17 protein-coding genes are annotated in these 23325 nt (G+C 66.0%); 7 read left to right on the forward strand and 10 right to left on the reverse strand.

The genetic code is table 11. From position 1 onward, the window contains the following. Positions 1–35 precede the first annotated feature (35 nt). On the reverse strand, positions 36–3842 hold the full coding sequence (locus QA649_RS25340) for a DUF3971 domain-containing protein (protein ID WP_283019583.1): 3807 nt from the start codon (positions 3840–3842) through the stop codon (positions 36–38). A gap of 195 nt (positions 3843–4037) precedes the next feature. Here QA649_RS25340 and QA649_RS25345 point away from each other — a divergent pair, with 195 nt between their 5' ends. Beyond that, positions 4038–4718: a peroxiredoxin gene (locus QA649_RS25345; protein ID WP_283019584.1), complete on the forward strand. Its 681-nt coding sequence runs from the start codon at positions 4038–4040 to the stop codon at positions 4716–4718. Between the two features lie 112 nt (positions 4719–4830). Next, positions 4831–6198, forward strand: coding sequence for a peptidoglycan DD-metalloendopeptidase family protein (locus QA649_RS25350; protein WP_283019585.1), 1368 nt, complete (start codon positions 4831–4833; stop codon positions 6196–6198). A gap of 36 nt (positions 6199–6234) precedes the next feature. On the opposite strand, the gene QA649_RS25355 is transcribed toward QA649_RS25350, so the two are convergent. Together QA649_RS25355 and QA649_RS25360 are read right to left on the reverse strand one after the other, a co-directional pair. After that, positions 6235–7428, reverse strand: a complete 1194-nt coding sequence (locus QA649_RS25355) for a DUF5666 domain-containing protein (RefSeq protein WP_283019586.1) — start codon at positions 7426–7428, stop codon at positions 6235–6237. Continuing rightward, complete coding sequence (locus QA649_RS25360) at positions 7425–8321, reverse strand: DUF6502 family protein (protein WP_283019587.1); 897 nt, start codon at positions 8319–8321, stop codon at positions 7425–7427. The genes QA649_RS25355 and QA649_RS25360 overlap by 4 nt, the downstream gene beginning before the upstream one ends. A 127-nt stretch (positions 8322–8448) precedes the next feature. Here QA649_RS25360 and QA649_RS25365 point away from each other — a divergent pair, with 127 nt between their 5' ends. Genes QA649_RS25365 through QA649_RS25385 form a run of 5 tightly spaced genes read left to right on the forward strand, consistent with a single transcriptional unit; the run spans position 8449 to position 13959 of the window. Next, on the forward strand, positions 8449–8610 hold the full coding sequence (locus QA649_RS25365) for a hypothetical protein (RefSeq protein ID WP_283019588.1): 162 nt from the start codon (positions 8449–8451) through the stop codon (positions 8608–8610). 8 nt (positions 8611–8618) lie between these two features. Then, positions 8619–10547, forward strand: coding sequence for a glycosyltransferase (locus tag QA649_RS25370; RefSeq protein ID WP_283019589.1), 1929 nt, complete (start codon positions 8619–8621; stop codon positions 10545–10547). A 3-nt stretch (positions 10548–10550) separates the two neighbouring features. Further along, on the forward strand, positions 10551–11291 hold the full coding sequence (locus tag QA649_RS25375) for an ABC transporter ATP-binding protein (protein WP_283019590.1): 741 nt from the start codon (positions 10551–10553) through the stop codon (positions 11289–11291). Then, positions 11288–12682: a glycosyltransferase family 1 protein gene (locus tag QA649_RS25380; protein WP_283019591.1), complete on the forward strand. Its 1395-nt coding sequence runs from the start codon at positions 11288–11290 to the stop codon at positions 12680–12682. Before QA649_RS25375 ends, QA649_RS25380 begins: the two co-directional genes overlap by 4 nt. Then, positions 12679–13959, forward strand: a complete 1281-nt coding sequence (locus QA649_RS25385; RefSeq protein WP_283019592.1) for an O-antigen ligase family protein — start codon at positions 12679–12681, stop codon at positions 13957–13959. The genes QA649_RS25380 and QA649_RS25385 overlap by 4 nt, the downstream gene beginning before the upstream one ends. Here QA649_RS25385 and QA649_RS25390 read toward each other — a convergent pair whose 3' ends face one another. From QA649_RS25390 to QA649_RS25420, 7 genes are all read right to left on the reverse strand, one after another. Continuing rightward, the gene (locus QA649_RS25390; RefSeq protein ID WP_283019593.1) at positions 13960–15195 is read right to left on the reverse strand and encodes an ABC transporter substrate-binding protein; all 1236 of its coding nucleotides are present in this window, start codon (positions 15193–15195) and stop codon (positions 13960–13962) included. It lies immediately after the preceding gene. 106 nt (positions 15196–15301) lie between these two features. Beyond that, on the reverse strand, positions 15302–16222 hold the full coding sequence (locus QA649_RS25395) for a DMT family transporter (RefSeq protein ID WP_283019594.1): 921 nt from the start codon (positions 16220–16222) through the stop codon (positions 15302–15304). Positions 16223–16279: 57 nt separating this feature from the next. Continuing rightward, positions 16280–16573 carry a hypothetical protein gene (locus QA649_RS25400; protein WP_283019595.1) on the reverse strand — a complete coding sequence of 98 codons (294 nt, stop codon included), beginning with the start codon at positions 16571–16573 and terminating at the stop codon, positions 16280–16282. 13 nt (positions 16574–16586) lie between these two features. Continuing rightward, complete coding sequence (locus tag QA649_RS25405; protein WP_283019596.1) at positions 16587–17468, reverse strand: NAD(P)-dependent oxidoreductase; 882 nt, start codon at positions 17466–17468, stop codon at positions 16587–16589. Positions 17469–17470: 2 nt separating this feature from the next. Continuing rightward, positions 17471–18602 (reverse strand): peptide chain release factor 2 gene (gene prfB, locus QA649_RS25410; protein WP_100234372.1). Its coding sequence is split into 2 segments (ribosomal slippage): positions 17471–18532 and positions 18534–18602, totalling 1131 coding nucleotides; the frame shifts between segments, so codons are not numbered across the junction. A 106-nt stretch (positions 18603–18708) separates the two neighbouring features. Then, positions 18709–21216: a penicillin-binding protein 1A gene (locus QA649_RS25415; RefSeq protein WP_283019597.1), complete on the reverse strand. Its 2508-nt coding sequence runs from the start codon at positions 21214–21216 to the stop codon at positions 18709–18711. Between the two features lie 245 nt (positions 21217–21461). Continuing rightward, positions 21462–22760, reverse strand: a complete 1299-nt coding sequence (locus QA649_RS25420; protein ID WP_283026094.1) for an N-acetylmuramoyl-L-alanine amidase — start codon at positions 22758–22760, stop codon at positions 21462–21464. Between the last annotated feature and the right edge of the window lie 565 nt (positions 22761–23325).

The following is a 23325-nucleotide window of genomic DNA, read 5'->3' on the forward strand; positions in this document are numbered from 1 at the left end:
AGCGTCACGCCGGGCGGGACGCTTGAGCCCCGCTCCTACCGCCGCGCGAGGCTGCAGCCGCTCGAGAGCTGGCGCGTCGAGCCGGTCGAACCGTCGTTGGACTGGGACGGGAATTCCTCGAACGGCGTATTCTGCTTGCCGGTGTTGAATTCGAAGATCTTGCGGAACACGCCCGGCACCATCGCGGACACCGGATTGACGCGCATCACGGGCGCGGCCGGTGTGCCGACGACCTCGTAGGTCACACCGATCAGGCCCTCCTTGTCGCCGCCGCCGAGAAACAGCCCGAGGACAGGAATCTGTCCGAACATGTTGTTCAAGCCGTACATCGGCACGAAGGTGCCGCTCATGCACACCTGGTTGCCGGGATAGTCGATCGAGCCTTCGATGGTGGCGCCGATCATCGGGCCCTTGACGACACCGTCGCGGATCGTGAGCGCGCCGTTCTGGCGGGTGAACTCGGCGCGGAGCGCACTGAAGGAAACGCCGTTGCCGGTGCCGTTGGGCGCGCCGGCGGCAACGCGCTCGAGCTGCGCCTCGCCCTTCACCGTGAAGTCGCGCACGTTGATGAGACCCTCGCGCGAGGTGTTCGGCTCCGATGTCGGCGGCTCCATTGCCACCACCATCTGACCGCCGACCGCCTTGGTGTAGGTGTCGGTGAAGCGCAGCAGCGCGCCGGCATCGTTGGTCTGGAGGTAGATCACCTCGCGGTTGCCCTGGGCGCGGCCGCCGCGCAGGTCAGCCGCAACGGGCGTGTCGCGGCCGATCTTGCCGCTCAAGCTGAAAGCCTTGATGGCGCCGCTGCGCTTCGACATCTTGGCATCGACGCTGCGCATCGCCTCACCGTTGAACCCGGCGACCGCACCGAGCTTCACGTCGATGTCGAAATCGACGTTCTTCAGCTTGCTCTTGTCGTCCTTGGAATTGCCTGAGATCGCCGACTTCAGGAAGCCGCGGCCGTCGAACACGTCGCCGCGCACGGTGCCGCGCACCACGCCATCCTGGCCGCGCTCGACCTTCAACGACGCCTTGTCACCGTCGGACGGCGCATAGGTCGGGAAGTTCGCGCTCACGAGATCGCCATTCGGATCGAGCTCGAGCGAGCCCTTGATCGAGGCCCCGCTGCCTTCGATGACGATGTCCTCGAAGCGGGTCGATTGCGCCGTCGGCACCACCTTGAAACTGGCCTTGCCGGACCTGCCCGGCAGCTTGACCCAGCCGGGCAGGATGTTGTCGAGCTTGACCGAGGTCAGGTCGGCCTCAACGCCGAGCTTCGTCGTCTGGTCCGCACCGCCGGCGATCTTGCCGGACAGCTTGATCGGCAGTGAACCGCTGACGGCGGGGCTGAGATCGAAGCCGAGGCGCGCGCGGCTCGCATCGTCCAGCGTCGCCTGCAATCGGACGTCGGCATCGCCCTCGGCCGGCTTGCGGTAGTCGAGCGAGGCCGCCTGCCCGTTGATCTTGACGTCGCCCTTGACCTGGTAGCCCTGGTTGTTGGCGGCGATCTTCAGATTGTTGGCTTCGAGCTTCTGGTTCATCACCAGCTTGTCGGCGGCAAAGCCGTTGAGGTCGGCGGCGACGGCGTAGGTCGTATCGGACTTGGTCAATTCGCCCTTGACCGGCATGCCGAGCTGGATGTTCGCCGAGAACGTGCCCTTGCTGGTGTTGGGATCGACGACGGTCGCCGACAGATCGCTCAGGCGATCATTGGACAGAATCTCGGCCGCTGCCGGCACCGGCCCGTCGGCGCGAAATTTGGTCCGCGACGGCGACGGTTTCGGCGCCATGTCAGGCACCTCGAAGGTGAAGTCGGAGATCGTGATCTTGCGACCGGCCGGCGTATCGGCGATGCCCTGCCCGATATTCACCGTCGCCGTGCGCCCGGTCACGCGCGCCCTCAAATCGGCATCGTGCACCACCGGCATGCCATCCACGGGACGAACCGCGACGCCGCTCGCGACGATGTTGACCGACAAGCCGTCGTCCGGGATCGGCGGCCCCTTGCGCGGAAGATTCCTGGTCGGCGAGTTGATACCGATCTCGATGCGCTGGAGTGTGCCGCGTTCGATCCGCTCGATCACCCATTCACGCAACTCGGGAACGACAAGCGTCGGCCACATCCGCTTGAGCGCGGAGGCCGACATCGGCGTTCCCGCAAAGCCCAGCGTCAGCCGCGGCTCGCCGGAATAGTCGATGGCACCGGTGCCGGCGACGCCGATCTCGCCGTTGCTGATATCAGCCTGCGTCAGCAACAGGCGCTTGTGGTCGGTATCGAAGCGGAAACCGATCGCGATGCGGTTGAAGACGAGCGGCGGCTCGTTGTCGATGCCGCCGAGCAGGATCGATCCGCCGCTGAAGCCGAGCTGCCAGTCGTTGATGTTGCCGTTGGGCGGCTCCAGATGGGCCAGAAGCGTCAGGCGGTTGGCGCCGGAGAGGATCTTGAATGGTGCGACCAGCACCCGCCGGTTGGCGTCCCACTCGACATTGATCTCGGCGGAGTCGATCGCCATCGGATAGTCGGGCGTATCGGTGTCGATGATGTTGCCCGCGCCGACCGCAATCTTGCCGCGGAAGAAGGTCGGCACGCCGTCGCGGCCGAGCTCGCCCTTGAGCTCGCCGGTCAGCGGCAGGTCGGCGGTATAGGTGAGATCCTTTACCCGCAGCGCCAGCAGGATGTTGGAGGTCGAGACCTTGTCGGCCTTGATGTCGACCGAGCGCACGCCATTCTCGGCGGGACCGATCGTGGCGCGCAGCATCCAGGGACGCGCACCCTCCTCGCCGAGGCTGAGCGCGACGCCGCCGTGGCTCGGCCGGCGCAGGCTGAGCGTGATGTTCTCAAAGCTCCATTTGCTGCCGCGCTGCTGATCGTCGACGATCAGATTGCCGTTCTTCAGGCCGATCTCGTTGAGATTCTGGCCGTCGAGGCCGGTCATGCTCAGGCTGTCGAGCCAGTCGAGGCCCTGGAGAATGCCGCTCTGCGCAGTCGCCTGAGGCGCGCCTTGCGATGCGGCCTGAGATGGATCCTGGCCCGCCGGCGCCGTGGCGAATGGCGGCGGCGGAACGCCGTTGCGCGGGAATGTCGGCGGCAGGCCCGCATCCTTCTTGGAGGCAACGCCGGTTGCCAGCGGTTTTGCGGTGTCGCCGGCCGAGACCGTGACGGTGCCGTCCGGCGCGATCCGGATCGCAAGCTCGGCATCGACCAGGTTGAGGCTTTCCGCGCGCAGATGCCCCATCAGCAGGCCCGCGCCCGACAGCCTCACCTCGGCCTTCGGGGCGCTGGCGACGATGGCATGGTCGCGGTCGCGCACGATGATGTCGCGAATGCGCACGGCGATACGGACCCGCCCGGCGCGCTCGATCTGGGTGCCGCCGACCTCAACCGTGTTGCCGTGGCCGATATTGTCCTCGATGGCGGCGGCAAGCCAGGGCGTCGCGATGTCGAGATTGATGGGTCCGGCGCCGAGCCGCCACCACAGCGCACCGAAGCAGCCGACGAAGATGACGATGAGGGCGCCGACGACGACAGCCAGCCGCTTCAGCCAGCGACCGCCGCCCGGCCAGCGGCGCGGCGACCCAAAGCGATGGAAGCCCGAATGGGAACGCGACAACAGCCGGCGCGCCCGATGGCCCGCCGCCGCTTCCTGATCCGGATCCCAGTCGGCCTCGTCCCATTCCTGCGGCTGTTGTTGACCGCCGCGCCGATCGAAATCCCGATTGTAATCCTGGGGCGACGTATTCCTTGCCATTGCCTCTCGATACAGGCGCCCATCATAGGACTGAGCGCCGCCGGGACCGCAGCCGTCCACGGGACGCGAAGCCCCCTGCGCCGGCACTGCCGCCATACCTTGAATATTCCTGCTGTTCGTCATTTCGCCCCGGGAGCGCGTTCAACGAGCAGTGGGGTGGTGCTTGGAATTCCTTGTAACCATACTCCGGCGTCGTCAGACTTGCCCAGCCAAGGGCGCGATTCCGGCACACCGGACGAGAGCTGCAATACCGCTTCGGTTGACCCGCCGAAAGCGTCGAAAGGAAGGCGTATGTCCAAGAAATCCCGAAAGAAATCGTCCAAAACGCCCTCCGGCAGTCCAACAGCTAAAAAGAAGGCCCCGAAAACCAGGGCAACGACTCAAACAAAGGCCGCGAAAACACAGCGGACACCGGCCAGCAAATCAACCGCGACCATAGCAAAGACAGCATCGCATGGGGCCGCATCGAAACAGTTAAAATCCTCCAAATCGGCCTCTGCGGCGAAGCCGGTCCTGACCGAAGGTCAGAAGGCCCCCGCCTTCCGTCTGCCCCGAGATGGCGGCGCCGTGGCGACGCTGTCGGACTACGCCGGCCGGAAGCTCGTCCTGTTCTTCTATCCCCGCGCCGACACGCCCGGCTGCACCCGGGAGGCCATCGACTTCACCCGCCTTGCAGGCGCCTTCGCCGACGCCGGCACCGCCGTGCTCGGCGTCTCCGCAGATTCGTTAAAGGCCCAGGAGAAGTTCCGCGACAAGCACAGCCTCAAGGTCCCCCTGATCTCGGACGAGAAGCACGAGATGCTGGAGGCGTATGGCGCGTGGGGCGAAAAGTCCATGTATGGCAAGAGCTTCCTCGGGATTCTTCGCACCACGGTGCTGGTCGGGAGCGACGGCAAGGTGGCCAGGATCTGGCGCAACGTCCGGGTCGACGGCCATGCCGATCAGGTGCTGGAAGCGGCAACAAGTCTTTAACCAGCCCGTTAAGTTCTAAGGGTTCCGTTTCCGGAAAATTAACCATGACCGGCCCAGATTGCTGCGGCAATTAGGCCGCAAGGAACCCATCCGACCGGCGCCGGGAGTGCCGATGTCGAAAAGTTCTGCCCAATATTCGCAGTACCCCCAGCATCATCCCCACGACCACGGACGGGCCATTCACCGGCGCCCCGTCGCTGTTGCGGCCGCCGCCGCGATTCCCCTCCCCGACGCCGATGACGCCTACACCATCGTCCATCACGGCAAGCAGGTTCGCCTTGGTCCGGTCGTGTTCTGGATCGTGGTCGGCACGATCGTTTTGCTCGGACTGTGGTCGGCCGCGACCGCCACCTATTTCGCCTTCCGCGACGACGTCCTGACCCGGCTGATCGCCCGCCAGGCCGAGATGCAATACGCCTACGAGGACCGCATCGCCGAGCTGCGCGCCAAGGTCGATCGCACCACCAGCCGCCAGCTGCTCGACCAGGAGCAGTTCGACCAGAAGCTCGACCAGATCATGAAGCGCCAGACGGCGCTGGAGTCCCGGGCGACGGCGCTGGGCGCCATGCCAGACGTGACCGGATCGATCCCGCGCACCGCGCCACAGCGCAGCGATGCCAACCCGAGCGCAACGCAGGGCACGCCAAAACCGTCGCCGATCAGCGACACCGTGATCTTCGTGGCACCGCCGGATCGCGAAGCGCGCCTTGAATCGCGCGCGCCTGCCGTGCTGGCTCCGCCGACCAGCCAGTTCGCCAAGAACCAGGGTTTCGACAACGTTCTGGTCCGGCTCACCACCTCGCTCGACCAGGTCGAGCGCCGCCAGATGGCGGCGCTCAGCGCCGTCGAGGACGGCATGGATTCGCGCATGCGCCGGATGCGCGGCGTCGTCAGCGATCTCGGCCTGAACCTCGCCAGCCTCGAAGCTGCCGTGCCGCGCAGCGCGATGGGCGGCCCCTTCGTCCCGGTCAAGCTGACGGCCAATGCCGGACCTTTCGAGAAGCAGCTCAATCGCATCAACACGACGCGCGCCGAGCTGGACCGGCTCAATCGCACGCTGGCGCTGGTGCCCTATCGCAAGCCCGTCATCGGCGAGGTCGAGTTCACCTCCGGTTTCGGCGTGCGCAGCGATCCCTTCCTGGGCCGGCCCGCGATGCACACCGGCCTCGACTTCCGCGCCGCGACCGGCGATCCCGTCCGCGTCACCGCCTATGGCAAAGTGGTCTCGGCCGGCTGGTCCGGCGGCTACGGCCGCATGGTCGAGGTCGATCACGGTAACGGTCTTTCGACCCGCTACGGCCATCTCTCCGAGATCAGCGTCAAGGTCGGCGAGGTCGTGAAGATCGGCCAGGTCATCGGTCTCGTCGGCTCGACCGGCCGCTCCACCGGTCCGCACCTGCACTATGAGACCCGCATCGACGGCGACGCCGTCGACCCGCAGAAGTTCTTGCGCGCCGGCGTGCGCCTCAGCGCGGGCTAAGCCCGCGTCATCTTCTTTCAGTGCGCGCAGCCGAGCCTAGCGCCGGCCGCCGCCAATCCCGCCTCCGGGACCACCAAAGCCTCCGCCACCCATTCCACCGCCGGGGCCCATCGGCCCGCCGCCCGGCGCGCCGAACCCGCCAGGACCCGACGGACCGCTCGGGCCTGTCGGCGCAGGGCCGGGATTTGCACCGGGGCTCGATCCAGACGCAGGCGCACCGGGGGCACCAGGCTGACCGCCGCCCGGAGTCGGCGTGCCGCTGTTCGGATGCAGGATTGAACCACCGGGCGACCGGCCGCCGGGACCGCCGCCGGGCGACGGTGCTCCCGGCCCTTGGCCGATGGCCTTCGCCGAATCCACCTGAAGGCCGCGCGAGCGATCGAACACGCCGTTGACCACCATGCGCGCTTCGCCCGCCGCGGGCCCGAAGCGCGAGCCGTCACGTGCGATCAACCCCGAGCCGAGCTGGAGGTTGGTGCCCGCCCTTTGCACATAGGCCTCGATCGACAACCGGCTCGCGCCGACGAGATCCGAGAAATCGTCGATCCGCGTGCGCGCGGCCTGCATCGTGCCCTGGCTCGCGCTGCCCTCGATCTGGACGCGCTGGCCGACCAGCAGCGGATCGACGCCGTTCAGCCTCAAGCCGCCGATATGCAGGCCATCAGGCCCGCGCTCGACCAGGCCCGTGACGCGCGCGACCGCATCGCGCCGCGGCTCGACCAGGCTCGCGACGATGACGCCATCGGTGCGGCGCAGACCGAAGACGGCGACCTGCGTGCCCGGACGAATCTTGCTCTCCTTGTCGCCTGCGACGATCTTCTGGCCGAGCACCGTCAGCTCGTTGCCCTTCACCTGCTCGACCGGCCCTGCGACCTCGCTCACGATCGCGATGTTGCGCGTGACCAGCGTGCCGTCGGCCTGCCGGGTCGCGACCACGCGCGCGAGCTGGCCGATGCGCAGGGCATTGGTGCTGGCCGGCTCGCCATCGATGCGGACCGGGACGTCGCTGGCATAGGTGACGCGCTCGCCGTTGACGTAGATGCTGCCGAAGCGCTGGATCACGCCGACAATGCCGGTGCCGCCGATGCCGTGATCATCGCCACGCGTGATTCCGGTGCCGCCGATGCCCTGGTCGGTGCCGCGCTTGACCTGCGCGCTGGCCATCGCCGTGCCGGCGAGCCAGAATCCCATCAACAGCAGACGGCGGGAGATCAGCGGCGGCCGGCTCATGAACCGCCCTCTTTGCCGGCGTCCTTTGCACCGTCCTTGCCGCCTGCCTTCGTCTCGCTCTCCTCGTCGGCGTCCTCGCTGTAGATGTAGATGCCGAAATTCCAGCGGGCATCACCGCCCTTGTCCTTGGCGAGCGCGCGGTTGGCCTCGCGGTTGGCGGTCTTCAGCGCGTCCATGGCGAGCTCGCGCGAGCGCGCCTCGAGGCGCCGCGCGAGCTTCGGCGAGATGTTGTTGTAGTGCACCGCGCGTTCGAGATAGCGCGGTCCATCCGAGACGTTCTGCGCGGCGGCCGCGATGTGGTCGTGCAGGTTGCGGCCGAGATAGTGCCATTTGCTGTCGTCCTCGCCTGATGGGACGAAGGCGGCCTCGACCAGCTCGATCTCGTCATTCTCGTTAATGGTGACGAGCTTGCGATCGACCCACTCGTCGAGCACCGCGCGCGGACGCACGTCCTTGGTGACGGAGGCGACGAGCTGCTCGAATGACGGCGCATCGCCTTCGGCGTTACGCGGCAGCGCCAGCGGCTCGCCCTTCGCGTCCGTGAACTCGGGCGCGGCGAGCCAGCGCGCGATCACGGCGCTGGTCAGCGACACCGCCGCCGGAGCTTCGTGCACCGGCGCGCCCGCGCCGCGCAGCCGCGCCACCTCCTTGCGATGGATGCCGGTGAGCAGGCTGACGCGGCTGTCGGTCTGCTCTTTCCCCTCCAGCGCGAAATCATGCTCGGCGACGTTGACGAAGAGCTCGCGAAGCAACTGCGCCAGCGCGGGAAAGGTCATGCCGCTGCGGATGCAGAGCCGCACGAGCGGGCGCAGCAGCCGCGCCAGGGGCGCGTGCAGCTTCGCGGCGGCATTCGGCTGTGGTGCCGCTGCTTTCGACCCGGGCTTGGCATTCATGTCTGAATTGTAGCGATCTACGGCGTGGGACACAATCCCACTTTTTCCTGTTTGCCAATTGACGTGGTAAATTTTCCCACATATACGAAACGCCACTGAGGGGCGCGACGTAGAGGGACTCACACCCATGGCAGACCGCTTGGTCCGCATTTCCAGTTCACCACGTGTTGTACCGGCTCCCGCTTGGGGCCACGGCGCAATCGAGCCGATGCTGCCCGCACTGCTGCGCGGCGTGATCTTCATCTCGGTGCTGGCCGCACCGTTCCTCGCAGCGCTTGTCGCAGGCTGACCGCGATCATGCATCACACCAGCGAAACCCCGCGCCGTCCGTCGGTGCTGCACATCTTCAAGATCTACTATCCCGATCTGTTCGGCGGCACGCTTACGGTGATCCGCGACATCTGCGCGAGCCTGAAGGATGCCTTCGCCTCCGCCGTGCTGGTCTGTTCGCAATCGGCCGAGCGGCGCGAGATCGTCGTCAACGACGTGCCGGTCGAGCGCGTGCGCTCGTTCGGCAACGTGCTGTCGCTGCCCGCCGCCCCGACCTATCCCTGGCGTCTCTGGCGCAGAAGCGCCGAGCACGATCTGCTCGCGCTCCACGCCCCCTTCCCGCTGGCCGACCTCGTCTTCGCCTTCGGCTTCGGCGTCAGGCGGCCGCTGGTGGTGCACTGGCACGCCGACATCGTCACCCATGCCGGCCTGCGCTGGTTCATCGAGCCGCTGATGCGGCGGACGCTGCGACGCGCCAAGGCGATCATCGTGTCCGACCACGTGCTGGTCGACACCACGCCGCTGCTGCGCGAATTCGAGGACAAATGCCACGTCGTGCCATTCGGCATCGACACCTCGGGCTATGACTGGCCGAAGATCGAGCCGCACCACGTCAACGACCGCGGCCGGCTCGTGCTCGCCTGCGGTCGGCTCGTGCCCTACAAGGGTTTTGACGTGCTCATCCGCGCCGCGGCTGCGCACAATTTCGAGACCTGGATCATCGGCGAGGGCGTCGAGCGGCCGCGGCTCGAGCAGTTGATCCAAGAGCTCGGCCTCGGTGACCGCGTTCGCCTGATCGGCTCGGTCAACGATTGCGAGCGCATCAAGCTGATGTGCCTCGCCGACGTCTTCGTAATGCCATCAGTGACCAATGCCGAGACCTTCGGCCTCGTCCAGCTCGAGGCCATGGCTGCCGGGCGCCCGGTCGTAAATACGGCGCTCGACACCGCGGTGCCGCGCGTCGCCCGCCACGGCATGGAGGCGATCACTGTGCCGCCGGGCGATGCCGAGAAGCTGGGTGAGGCCATCGACACCCTGATCCGCGATCCCGAGCGCCGCCGCCGCATGGGACTCGCGGCGCGCTCGCGCGCCCTCTCCCGCTATTCGGCCACGGCCTTCAAGCAGGGCATGGAGACCGTCTACCGCGACGCCGTCGCCGCCTCCAACGCGGAGCGACCAGCGACCGCCGAGCCGCCTCAGGCGACCGGCTGGCTGGACACGGTCCGGATCGCGGCGGCGCTCGCCTGGTCCGACATGCGGCACCGCTACGTCCGCTCACTGCTCGGCCCGTTCTGGATGTCGCTGCAGATGGCGATCGTGGTCGTGGTGCTGGGCTCGGTGATCGGCCAGATGTCGAACGCCAACATGACGGCCCGCCTGCCGATGCTGGCGCTGTCGATGACGGCCTGGACCTTCCTCAATGGCGTGGTGCTGGATGCGACCACGGCGCTCCAGAACTCCGCGAGCCTGATCCGCGACCGTGCCCTGCCGCCCGTCATCTTCCTCCTGCAATGCACCTTCCGTCACGCGCTGTTCGCACTCCATAACGCCTGTGTGCCGCTGCTGCTGTGGCTCGCCTTCTCGCCGCACGACCTCTCTCACGCGCTGGCGGCGCTGCCCGGTCTGCTGCTGTTCGTCGCCTGCACCTTCGCCCTGAGCCTCGTTCTCGGCGCCATGGCGACGCGTTATCGCGACCTCAAGCCGATCATCGAATCCACGCTGATGCTCGCCTTTCTCGCCTCGCCCGTGATCTGGTCGTCCGACATGATCAACCACCGCTCGACGGTGATGCGGCTCAATCCGCTGACGCATCTGTTCGCGGTGTGGCGCGAGCCGCTGGCGGGCGGCCATGTCGATCCCGTCAGCATCGTCTACGTCATCGTCGCGCTGGCGCTCCTGGTGTTTGCGAGCGTGCTGACGCTAGTCCATCTGCGCAAAGCCGCATTCTGGATCTGACGCATGGTCAGGGTCACTCTTCGCAACGTCTGTCTCGACTATCCGCTCTACGGCGCCTACGACTTCTCGCTGAAGCGGCGGCTGCTCGGGCATCTCATCCGCGAGCCGGGTGAGATGCGGATCATCCGCGCCGTCGACAACGTCACGATCGAGGCCGAAGCAGGCAGCCGCATCGGGCTCGCCGGTCCCAACGGCTCCGGCAAGTCGACGCTGCTGCGGCTGATTGCCGGGGTGTATCCACCGAGCAGCGGCAGCATCGCGCTGCAGGGCAACGTCGTGCCGCTGCTCGGCCTCAACGCCGGCGTCAACCTCGATTTCGTGGCGGAGGACAACATCGCGCTGCTGCTGCGGATCAGCGGCCACAGGCCGACCCGCGCCGTGATCGACGAGATCTGGGCCTTCACCGAGCTGGAGCCCCGCATGCAGCGGCTTCCCTTAAGGATGTTCTCCTCGGGAATGCTGATGCGGGTGTTGTTTGCGACCGCGACCGCCTTTCCGGCCGACATCCTGCTGCTCGACGAATGGCTCAGCGTGGTCGACGAGCATTTTGCGGAGAAGGCGCAGGAGCGACTGCTGAACATGGTGTCGCAGGCGGCGATCGTGATCATCGCCTCGCACGACCAACCGCTGCTGCGCCGCATCTGCACCAGCATCATCAATCTCGATCACGGCCGCATCGCCTCGACCGTCACTGTCGAGCCCCCGGCCACGCACACCTTTGAGCTCCGCGAGAAACGCGCATGAAACAGAACATCCTCGTCGTCTCCGAGTCGCTCGGACAACCCAACCACAAGCGCGGCATCTTCCATTTCACGCGGGAGCTTGTGCGTTCGCTCGCCTCGGAGGGCCACGAACTCACGCTGCTGGTGGAGACCTCGAAGCGCTACCGCAAACTGTTGCGGCGCGAGCGACGCACGAAGCTGTTCGCGGCCCAGTCCCGCAACATCGAGCTGCTTGCGCTTTATCGCTTCCTCGACGAAATCAACGTGAGCGGGCCGGTGACGCTCAGCGGCACGCGCCGCAAATTCGACTGGCTCCGGCACAGGGCCGGCATGTTGCTGTCGCGCGACAACATTCTGTGCCTGCTGCGCGCGATCGGCCTGCGTGGCCTGAACGCGCACCAGATCGAGAACCGGCCCGCCGCGCTCGAATACATACCGCCGGATCTGAGCCACCTCGAATTGTTCGGCGACTTCCAGCTCGAGCCCGGATTCTTCAACTACCAGGATTCCTCGGCCTTCTTCCTGCTCCCACCGCCGCGGATCGACGCGCGCGACTACGACGTGATCGTCGTGGACACCCCGACCCGCGTGGCGATCAAGCGCAGGCCGGACGCCAAGGTGATCTGCGTCGTCCACGATCTGTTGCCGCTCACCGATCTCAAGCTCAGCGACATCGCCACGCGGCAGTTCCTGGCGCGAATCCGCACCAGCCTGCGCCAGGCCGACGAACTCGCCTTCGTTTCAAACTACAGCATGCTGCGGTTCAGGGAACTGTTGCCGCAATTTGCGCACCTACCGGCGCGGGTCGTGTATCCCCGCACCCGGTTCGACGCCCCGGATGTCCTGCACCTTCCAGCCCCGTCGGGGCGTCCGGGGCGGCCGAGCTTCGTCGTGATCGTCTCGAACGAGCCGCGCAAGAACGTCGCCGCCGTCGTCCGTGCCTTCCGCGGCGTACCGCAGGCCGATCTCTTCGTGATCGGCTATGCCGGCGAGATCAGCCGGATGCGCAACCTCCCGCAAAACGTCCGCTTCGCCGGCTATGTCGACGAGCACGAGAAGGCCGCCTTGATCGCGGAAGCGCACGGCCTGATCATGCCGAGCCTTGCCGAAGGTTTCGGCGTTCCGATCATCGAGGCGCTGGCCGCGAACACGCCGGTGCTGTGCTCGGACATCGCAGTCTTCCGCGAGGTCGCCGGCGAGCTGGCCGATTATTTCGACCCGTATTCGACGGACTCGATCGCCGCATCCGTCACCCGCGTGCTGACACGGCAGGAGGAGTGGCGCGGGAAGATCCGGGCGCGGCGCCAGGAGCTTGCGAAGCGCTTCGGTTACGAGACCCAGGCCCGCGATTTCCTCGGCCGCCAGGTCCCCGCGGACAGACTGGCGGCCGCGCCGCTCGCATCGTACGGATGACGGCCGAATCCGCGATGTGGTCCGGTCCTGCTGATCGGAAGGGCGGCCGGACGGGATGGCGGACCTGGCGTAATCCGGCCGCGCTGCTCCGGGCAGCAGATGTGCTCGTCATCCTGATCGCGGCATCGCTGCCGTGGTCCACGACGGCGCCATCGATCTTCGCCGGGCTCTGGTTGCTCGCGGTGACGCCGACCATCGCCTGGCGCGACTATGCGCGCCGGCTGACGCGGCCGGCGTTTGCCCTGCCCTTCGCGCTCCTGCTGCTCGCGCTCGTCGGCACGCTGTGGTCGGAGGGGGCATGGGCGGACCGGCTGCATGCGATCAAGCCGGTCGCAAAGCTCGTGCTGATTCCGCCGCTGCTCTATCATTTCAGCCGGTCCGAACGGGGCCTCCACGTCTGCATCGCCTTTCTCGCCTCCTGCGCGCTGCTTGTCGTGTTCTCCTGGATCGTGCTGCTGAACCCCGCCTGGAAGATCACTGCGACGGCGTCATCAGGCGTTCCCGTCAAGAACTACATCGACCAGAGCCAGGAATTCACGCTGTGTGCCTTTGCACTTGCGCTGCCGGTTCTGACTTTCTGGCGTAGCGGACGCGCGGTCGCAGCACTCGCCTGCCTGTCCTTGATCCTGCTGTTCGTCACCAACATGGTGTTCGTCGCCGCGGCCCGCACCGCCCTGCTCTGCATCGCAGTGCTGCTGGCGCTGTTCGCCTGGAGGCATCTAAGCCGGCGGGCAGCGCTGGTCTTGCTTGCGGGCGCGGTCACAGCAAGCCTGCTAGCCTGGACGACATCGCCCTATCTGCGCCAGCGCATCGCCGACGTCGCGATCGAATACCGCCACGGCCATGAGGACATCAGCCGCGCCTCGACCGCGCAGCGGCTGACCTACTGGCGCAAGGCGCTCCACGCCTTCACCGAGGCGCCCATGATCGGCCACGGCACCGGCTCGATCAAGCGCCAGTTCGAGCGCGCCGCCACAAGCGAAAGCAGCCTTGCTGCCGAAGTCGTCAACAACCCGCACAACCAGACCCTCAACGCCGCGATGCAATGGGGCCTGTTGGGCGTCGTCCTGCTCTACGCCATGTGGATCGCGCAGCTACGGCTGTTCCTCGGCGAAGGCCTGGCCGCCTGGATCGGCCTCGCCGTCGTCGTGCAGAACTTCGCGAGCTCATTGCTCAACTCGCATTTGTTCGATTTCCACGAGGGCTGGATGTATGTGCTCGGCGTCGGCGTCGCCGGCGGCATGGTCCTGAAGGCCAAGGCCAGCAGTCAGAAATGACTACTGGCTGCGCTCGTGGCCGACCTCGCCGGTGATGACGTCGCCGAACAGCTCCCAGGCCTGCCCGTTGAAGCGCATCAGCTGCATCTGCTCGATCGGGAAGTAGTCGTCGGGCGAGGTGTTGACCATGATGCCCGGCAGCATCAGGTCGGTGTGGAAGTTCTTCAAATTGGCGGCCTGCTTCATGACGTTCTCACGGGTGAGATTGTCGCCGCACTGTTTCAGCACCTGCGCCATCGCCTCGGCCTGAACATAGCCATAGACGTTGTTGGCGTTGGCCTTGTCGCCGTCAGGATAATACTTGTCCATGAACGCGCGCCATTTCACCACGGCGGGATCCTTGTCCCAGGTCGGGTCGGTCGGGTCTTTCAAATAGACCGTCGAGATGATGTCCTTGGCGTATTCGAGCCCGGCGGGCTTGAGCACGGAGGCGACCGAGGTCGCGGTGTTGGCGAGGAAGAATTTCGGCTTCCAGCCGAGCTCGCCGACTTTCCGGATCGCCTGCGCCGAGCCTTTGGGTGCGGCCCAGGAGAAGAAGATGTCGGCACCGGAATCGTGCAGGGCCACGATCTGGGAGTCGATCGAGGGATCGCTGACCTCGTAGGATTTGTCGGCGATGATCATGCTCGCCTTATCGCCGAGCCCGTCCTTCAGGCCCTTGAATTGGTCCTTGCCGGCGTCGTCGTTCTGCCAGAACACCGCGATCTTGCCGTTCGGAAAATTGTCGCGGATGTACTTTGCGTAGATCCGTCCCTCGCTCTGGTAGTTGGGCTGGAAGCCCATGGTCCACGGGAAATTCCTGGGATCGCCGAACTTGGTGCCGCCGGAGGCGACGAAGAGCTGCGGCACCTTCTTCGCGTTCATGTATTTCATGATCGCGGAGTTCGAGGGCGTGCCGAGCGCCTGGAAGATCAGGAGGACCTCGTCGCTCTCGACCAGCTTGCGTGCCTGCTCGATCGCCTTCGGCGGCGAATAGGCGTCGTCATAGCTGATGAAATTGATCTTGCGGCCGTTGATGCCGCCCTGGTCGTTGATCATCTTGAAGAAGGCGGCCTCGGTCTTGCCGATCACGCCATAGGACGACGCCGGCCCGCTATAGGGCATGATGTTGCCGATCCTGATGTCGGTGTCGGAAGCGCCGGGGTCGTATGTCTTCTGCGCCGAGGCCGGTGTCGCGGCGAGCGCTCCGGCAACAAGCATGGCGAGGGCAGCGAGATTCTTGCGACGACCCGGCATCGTTCTCTCCCCTATTTTGTAGTCTTGTTTTGAGGAGAGTGTCGCAAGGAGGATTGCGGCTGGCAAGCGCGACGATTTTCCGCGCGGTGAAACGTTGGTGCGGAACTTACGCGACGCGACGCAGCAAACCGAGGGCGCGCCCATCGATCACCAGCAGCGCGCTGCCGATGACGATCGCACCCGCGATCTCGCGCATGGAGATCGGCTCACCCAGCACCAGCCATCCCAGCAGAATGGCGGTGACGGGAATGAGCAGCGTCACCAGCATGACATTGGTCGCGCCCGAGCGTCGGATGATCTGGAAGAAGACGATGTAGGCGAGCGCCGTGGATAGAGCCGCAAGGCCGAGCACCGCGAGCCACGTCGTGACACCAGGCATTGGAACACGCCACGGCTGCTCTGCAGCGCCGGCGACCACCGCCATCATCACTGTCGACGCCATCAGTTGAAACGTCGCCGTGCCGAGTGGAGGAGAGTCTTTCAACAGCCGCCGCGCCGCGAGCGCCGCAAAGCCGTAACTGAGGGCACCGCCGAGGCACAGCAGGATGCCGACCCCCTGCCCCGGCCGCGTCTCGATGCCCCACCCGCGCAGGATGACCACGCCGGCGACACCCAGAGCCACCCCGGCGAGGCGCCGCGTCTGCAAGGCTTCTTCGCCCGCGGCCGCCATCACCATCACCGTGAACAGCGGCGTGGTCGCATTCAGGATCGACGCCAGCCCGCTCGGAATAAACGTCTGGCCGATCACGATCAGCGAGAACGGGATGACGTTGTTGAGCAGACCGATCGCGAAGAACGGCTTCCACCCCGCAATGCCCTTCGGCAAGCCTATCCCTTGCATGCGGAGCAGCGGCAACAGCATGGCCGCTCCCAGCGCGACGCGCAGAAACACCAGCGTCAGCGGCGGCAATTCCCGCAACGCCGCACCATTGAAGAAGAACGATCCGCCCCAGAGGATCGAGAGCACAGCGAGCAGCGACCAGTCTCGCGCGTCGATCCGGTTATCGTTGAGGGCATGGCGTCTCATCTCGGCGGCCGACCTAATCCAGACCGGCGGATGACGCCACCCGATTTCCGATCGATCCTAAGGGCTCGCGCTCTGGCTCTCGTCACGCTTTGGCGCATCGCCGGCGAGATCGGCGACCACCGCTCCGATCACCAAAGCCCCGCCAATGAGCGCATGGTGCAAGCTGCCGCGCCCCTGCATCAGGACGAGAAACACCGTGATGAGGCCGCCGCCGAACAGGCCGCGCCAGAACAGGATGGTCCAGGGATCGAACGGCAGCAGCCGGGTGAAGAACGGCGCGGTGCTCCAGGCAACCGCGGCGGCGACGACGAGGGCAATACCGAGACCGCGTTCCGAACGTGGCTGCCCCATGTGAATGTACCGGCTAGGATGGCTTCTTCGGCCGCGACACCAGCTCGATCATCTTGCCTTCATCGTCATCCGGCATCACCGCTTTCGCCTGCGCGTAGGCCTCGACCGCGGCGCGTGCGACCAGCGGCTTGCCGGCGAGCAGGCTCTCCGCGAGCGTCACGGCGTAGGCGGCATCCTTGTGCCGCAGCGCTGCCGTGAAGGTCGCGCCGGAAAAATCGCGGGCGACCATGCGCTTGGAGTGGCGCTGCACCTGCGGGCTTGCGGCAACGCCTGCTTGGATCGATTCCAGCACGAGGTTCATGTCGAGCCCGGCCTGCTCGGCGATAGCAAGGCCCTCGGCGAGCCCGGCGATCTGGATCGCGCCCATGAGATTGTTAATGAGCTTGTAGACGGTGCCGGACCCGACCGCGCCGAAATGGCGGATGGTCGAGCCGATCGGCTCGAGATAGGGCCGTGCACGTTCGAGATCAGCCGCGTCGGCACCGACCAGCAGCGTCAGCTTTCCGGCGGCCGCCGCATCCGGCAAACCCGTCACGGGGCAATCGATGTAGATCAGCCCACGCGCATTGAACTCGCGGCCCATCTCGCGGGCATGGTCATAGGAGACGGTGGAGCATTCGATCGCGATGGTGCCGGCCTTCGCCGTCTTGGCCGCTCCCTGCGGCCCGAGCCAGACCGCGCGCGAGGCCTCGTCGTCGGCAACCATGGTCACGACCGCGTCGGCATCGATCGCGGCGTCCTCAGGCGAAGTCGCCCAATGCGCGCCGCGCGCGATCAGATCCTCCGCCTTGGCCCTGCTGCGATTCCACAGCGTCACCGTGAAGCCGGCATCGAGATAGCGGCCGGCCATACCGTGGCCCATCCGTCCAAGCCCGATGAAGGCGACGCGGGGCATGGCTAGTCCACGTCCTCGACGTCACCGGCGGTGGTGCCGAAGGCGCGCTGCGCCAAGGTCGCGGCCATGAACTCGTCGAGATCGCCGCCGAGCACGCCCGATGTGTCGGAGGTCTGCACGCCCGTGCGCAGATCCTTCACCATCTGATAGGGCTGCAGCACGTAGGAGCGGATCTGGTGACCCCAGCCGATATCGGTCTTGGCGGCCTGGTCGGCGGCGGCCTTCTCCTCGCGCTTCTTCAGCTCGATCTCGTAGAGCCGCGCGCGCAGCATGTCCCAGGCCTGCGCCCGGTTCTTGTGCTGGGAGCGGCCGGCCTGGCAGACCACGGCGACGCCGGTCGGAATGTGCGTCAGGCGCACCGCGGATTCGGTCTTGTTGACGTGCTGGCCGCCGGCGCCGCCCGAGCGCATGGTGTCGGTGCGGACGTCGGATTCCTTGATGTCGATCTTGATGCTGTCGTCGATGACGGGGAAGACCTGCACGCTCGAGAACGAGGTGTGCCGCCGCGCGTTGGAATCGAACGGCGAGATGCGCACGAGGCGATGCACGCCCGCTTCCGTCTTCAGCCAGCCATAGGCGTTGTGGCCGGAGACCTGGATGGTCGCCGACTTGATGCCGGCCTCTTCGCCTTCGGACTCTTCGAGATACTCGACCTTGAAGCCGTGTGTTTCGGCCCAGCGCGTGTACATGCGCAGGAGCATCTGCGCCCAGTCCTGGCTCTCGGTGCCGCCGGCGCCGGCATGGACTTCGAGATAGGAATCGAAGCGGTCGGCTTCGCCCGACAGCAGCGCCTCGAGCTCGCGCCGGGCGACTTCCTTCTTCAGGTTCTTGAGCGCAGCTTCGGCTTCGGCAACGACGCCGTCATCGCCCTCGGCCTCGCCGAGCTCGATCATGCCGATGTCGTCTTCGAGCTCCTGCTCGACCTTGCCGATGCCCGAAAGCGAATCCTCCAGCGAGGTGCGCTCCTGCATCAGCTTCTGGGCCTTCTGGGGATCGTTCCAGAGGTTGGGATCTTCTGCGAGCTTGTTCAGCTCGGCGAGGCGTGCCGTCGATTTCTCGACGTCAAAGATGCCTCCTCAGCAGCCCGACTGACTGCTTGATCTCTTCTACCAACCGTTCGATTTCGGCGCGCATGTCGTTCTCTGATGTCGCGGAATTGGTCCGCGTTCGATTGCAACGGGATGTAACGGCGACGGCTGCAAAGCGCAACCGCCGGAACCGCGATCGTCGCTGTTATCCGCTACCACAGCCCGCCGGTGCCCGGCCGTATCAGGAAGCCGGAATCCGGCTGCTGCTGCGAGGCCGGCATGCCGCCGCGCGCGTCGGCGTCGGCGACTCCGATAACCGCGTAGTTGTCCGGTGGCGCCGTTCCCGGCTTGAAGGCCTCGAGGATGGTTCCACCGGTCTCGCCGGGGCCGGCACGCATGCCGGTCTTGGCGACGACGCGCACCAGCTTGATGCCGGCCGGCACCTTGAACGGCACGGCGGGCTTGTCGGCAAGCGCCAGCTTGAGGAAATCACGCACGATTGGCGCGGCGAGATGGCCGCCGGTCGCAGCATTGCCTCTGCCGAGCGGACGCGGCTTGTCATAGCCCATATAGACCGCGACCGCGATGTCCGGCGAGTAGCCGACGAACCAGGCGTCCTTGGCCTCGTTGGTGGTGCCGGTCTTGCCGGCGATCGGCTTGCCCACTTCCTTAAGTACTGTTGCCGTGCCGGCCTGGACCACGCCTTCCAACAGCTCGGTGATCTGGTAGGCGGTCATGGAATCCAGCACCTGCTCGCGGCGGTCGATCAGCTGCGGCTCGGGCTGGTTCTTCCAGCCGCCCGGCGCTTCGCAGCCGCGGCATTCGCGCTGGTCGTGCTTGTAGATGGTATGGCCGTAGCGATCCTGGATGCGGTCGATCAGGGTCGGCTTCACACGGCGGCCGCCATTGGCGAGCATCGAGTAGGCTGTGACCATGCGCATCGCGGTGGTCTCGCCGGCGCCCAGCGAGTACGACAGGTAATTGGGCAGCTCATCATAGACGCCGAAACGTCTGGCATACTCGCCAATCAACGGCATGCCGATGTCCTGGGCAAGCCGCACCGTCACGGTGTTACGCGACAGTCGAAGCGCATTACGCAGCGTCATCGGACCGTTATATTTGCCGGCATCAAAATTCTCCGGCCGCCACACGCCGGCGCCCTGGCCCTGGTCGATTTCGATCGGCGCGTCGAGCACGACCGTCGAAGGCGTGTAGCCGTTGTCGAGCGCGGCCGAATAGACGATCGGCTTGAACGACGAACCCGGCTGCCGGTAGGCCTGCGTGGCGCGGTTGAACTGGCTCTGGTCGAACGAGAAGCCGCCGACCATTGCGAGCACGCGGCCGGTCCAGGGATCCATCACCGCCATCGCGCCGGAGACTTCGGGGATCTGGCGCAGCCGGTACTGGCCTTCGACCGGCTGTCCTTCCTTGCTGTAGAGCGGATCGGCATAGATCACGTCGCCTGGCGCCAGCACTTGCGCCACTGAGGTCGGCGTCTTGCCCTTGGCGTTGCCCTGGGCTGCCCTCGCCCAGCGCACGCCGTCGAGGGTCACGAGGCCGGTCTCGCGCTGCTTGCTGACGGCGCCGCCGAGCTCGCGGCTCGGCTGGAAGCCGATGCGCGCCGACTGGTCGCTGGTCTCCAGCACCACCGCCATGCGCCACGGCGAGATGTCCGACAGCGACTTGATCTCGGCGAGCTTCACGCCCCAGTCGCCGGAGATATCGAGCTTGCTCATGGCGCCGCGATAGCCCTGCTGCTCGTCATAATTCACGAGGCCCGAGACCATGGTCTTGCGCGCCATGACCTGGATCTTGGGATCGAGCGTGGTGCGGACGGAGAGCCCGCCCTCATACAGCTTCTTCTCGCCGTAACGCTCGAAGATGTCGCGGCGGACTTCCTCGGCGAAATATTCGCCGGCGAAGGTGTGGGCGGCGTTGGAACGGTTGGTGACGGCCAGCGGCTCCTTGCGCGACTTGTCGGCGTCGGCCTGCTTGATCCAGCCATTCTCCACGAGACGGTCGATCACGTAGTTGCGGCGCTCGATGGCGCGGTCGCGGTTGCGCACCGGATGCAGCGTCGCCGGCATCTTCGGTAGCGCCGCCAGATAGGAGGCTTCCGCCACCGTCAGCTCGTTCACCGACTTGTCGAAATAGACCAGCGAGGCGGCTGCGATGCCGTAGGCGCCGAGGCCGAGATAAATCTCGTTCAGGTACAGCTCGAGGATCTTGTCCTTCGAATAGGTCTTCTCGATCCGCATCGCCAGCAAGGCTTCCTTGATCTTGCGGGAGAAGGAGACCTCGTTGGTCAGCAGGAAGTTCTTGGCGACCTGCTGGGTGATCGTGGAAGCACCCTGCGGACGGCGGTTGGAGCCGAAGTTCTGGAGATAGAGCACGCCCGCGCGCGCCATGCCGGTGTAGTCGATGCCGCCGTGCTCGTAGAAATTCTTGTCCTCGGCCGCGAGGAAGGCGTTGATCACGAGCTTCGGCACCGCCTGGATCGGCAGATAGAGCCGCCGCTCCTTGGCGTACTCGCCGAGCAGCGAACCGTCGACCGCGTGCACACGCGTCATCACCGGCGGCTCGTAGTCCTGAAGCTGAGAGTAGTCCGGCAAGTCCTTGGAGAAATGCCAGATCAGGCCTGCCACGGCCCCGACACCGACAAGGAACACCACTGTTCCCGCGGCGAACAGGAAGCCCATGAACCGCACCAGCAAGCGCATTATGTGTTTATCCGTTCAAACTCTGGATCAGCCCAGTATCAGCCCCACAGGACCCAAAAACTGGCACCCCAAACTGGCGCCAACCTCACGTCGCGAATTCACCGGCCTACGCAATCACATCAAGCTGGGCCTAAAGACGCTCGCCGAGCGGGATTCTCTCCGATTCCGGAACCCCCTGCGGCATTTTTATAAAGCGTCCGCTGTGGCCAAACTAGGGCCTTTGCGGCGGGACGGAAAAACCCTCTTCAATTCGACGCGCCGGCGGACGTCGCCAGCCGTTTGGCCAGGAACCCGTCGATCGCCTGCGCCATCGAGCCCACGGCCTTGGACCGCCAGCCCTCGGACACCAGGTGCTCCAGGTCGCCCTTGTTGGAGACGTAACCGATCTCGACCAGCACCGAGGGCACGTCCGGGGCCTTCAGCACCCGGAAACCGGCCGATTTCAGCGGATGCTTGTGCATCCGCACCGCGGACTTCATTTCGCCCATCAGCAGATGGGCAAAACGGTTTGAAAACGTGCGGGTTTCTCGCTGCGTCAAGTCAATCAGGATGTCGGCGACATCGGTCGGCTCCTCCGCGAGGTTGAAGCCGGCGATCGCGTCCGCGCGGTTTTCCGCGTCGGCCAGGCGCTGGGCCTCGGCGTCGGAGGCCTTGTCGGACAGCGTATAGATGGTGGCGCCCTGGGCATCGCCCTCGGCCCGCGGCAGCGCATCGGCATGGATCGAGACGAACAGCGCGGCCTTGAGGTTGCGCGCGACTTTGACCCGGTCATTGAGCGGGATGAAGGTGTCGTCGTCCCGCGTCATCACCACGCGGTACTTGCCCGCCTTGTCCAGCCGGTCGCGCAGCGCCCGGGCAAAGGCCAGCACCAGGTTCTTCTCGCTCTCGCCGCTCGACTGCGTGCCGTTGTCGATGCCGCCATGGCCGGGATCGATCACGACGACCGGCCGGCTGTCAGCCTTCTGCTGCGCCGCGTCCGGGGCTGCTACGGCGGGAACGGTTGCAGGCGGCGCCTCGGCGACCGCAGGCCGCAGCTCGGGGCGGTTTTCCGGCCCGAGCGCCTGCACGAAGGCGGCGCGGTCGACCTCCTCCAGCTCGAGCACGAGCCGTGCGGGCTGACCGTTGGCCGCCTCGACCACATAGGAATTGGCAATTTTGGCCGGCCCGGTCAGGTCGAACACGATTCGCGAGCCGCCGGGCATGACGAGCCCGTAGCGGAAGGCCTTGACCAGGCCCCGTCCCGCCGCTCCGGTCCCCGCGGGGAGCTGAAAATTGACCTGCGGGACGTCCACGACCACCCGGTACGGGTCGGCGAGCGTCACGGCGCGGAACGTCACGGTCTGGTCGATGTCGAGGATGAAGCGGGTCTGCTTGCCGTCACCGGCCAGCCGGGCGCCTGAGGCGATTGGAAAATTTGCTGCCGCAGCAGCGGGTTGCGACCGGCTCTCCGCCGCGCTCAGGCGCGAGGAATCGGCGCACGGCAATGCCGCAGCGCACAACAGAACGCATCCCAGCAAGACCCTTTGTTTTGCGCGGCTCGCCACCGATTCCGTGCCTCCGAGCAGCTTTTTAACGCAATAGAACCACAGGGTTAATCGATCCTTAATGACGGATTCGCGAAACTCGCTGACTGTGACCGCCGCGCGACGCTCCCTTGCACCGATGGTCCATTCCTCGTATGTACGGAATGCTGACGGCCGATATTTCCGGTTGTGTCGCATTCAGCCTCCCGGTGCAGCGCCGGAGCTCCCAAGATTCGGGAATTCCAGCGTTTTCCGTTCTCCTCTAAGGCCAGCGCGGTGCGCGGCAGCGAGGCGGAGCGGGCCAAGCCCCGGCGGCGGACGGTTTCCGGTTACCTCGTTTCCGGGACGGTTCTGACAGCGACGTAACCCATTACCCGGTCCCTTGATCCCAAGGGGACGGTTCGTGATCCCCCAGGGCGAGCGCGCTCGCGCCATGCCTGGCCTGCAGCAACTGATTGAGGGGCGGCCCCGCCGCCCAATGTTTCATACGGGCCGACGCTTGATGCGCCAGACTGTGCCGACGAACTCTGAAGGACCATTCGCGACGCTGCGGAGTGACAATCCCGCGCGCCGCTGTGGTCCTGAA

The sequence above is a fragment of the Bradyrhizobium sp. CB1717 genome (assembly GCF_029714325.1).
Classification (GTDB): domain Bacteria; phylum Pseudomonadota; class Alphaproteobacteria; order Rhizobiales; family Xanthobacteraceae; genus Bradyrhizobium.